Origin of the sequence: Xanthomonas pisi DSM 18956 (genome assembly GCF_001010415.1) — a bacterium.
Classification (GTDB): Bacteria; Pseudomonadota; Gammaproteobacteria; order Xanthomonadales; family Xanthomonadaceae; genus Xanthomonas; species Xanthomonas pisi.
Genome location: NZ_JPLE01000300.1, coordinates 1 through 300, shown reverse-complemented (window position 1 = coordinate 300; position 300 = coordinate 1). Strand labels below are relative to the sequence as shown.

The following is a 300-nucleotide window of genomic DNA, read 5'->3' as shown; positions in this document are numbered from 1 at the left end:
CTCGTTTTGTCGACAACCGTATTATAACCTTAATTTCTTTTGAGAGGAATATGACGGTTGCTGTCATTATTTGGTTTAATAATGAGCATAAAAACGATTAGAAAGATGATGGCTGATATACTTAATTCAATCAGCGCGGCTTGAGATATAGATTGATCTTCATGATACTGCTTTTGCATTTCCGCTTTCTTCTGAGCGCAAACTTCAGGTGATATATAATCGCCTTTTGAGTTGCCATAATAAATCTCGCCATTCTCAGAAATAAGTCTGCCGCAAATATCCGTTTCAGCCTTTGCACTT

1 protein-coding gene is annotated in these 300 nt (G+C 37.0%); it reads right to left on the bottom strand.

What is annotated here, in order from left to right:
- Window positions 1-29 precede the first annotated feature (29 nt).
- Window positions 30-300, bottom strand: a 271-nt coding sequence (locus Y887_RS20855) for a hypothetical protein (RefSeq protein ID WP_162199186.1), incomplete at its 5' end; no start/stop codon positions are given.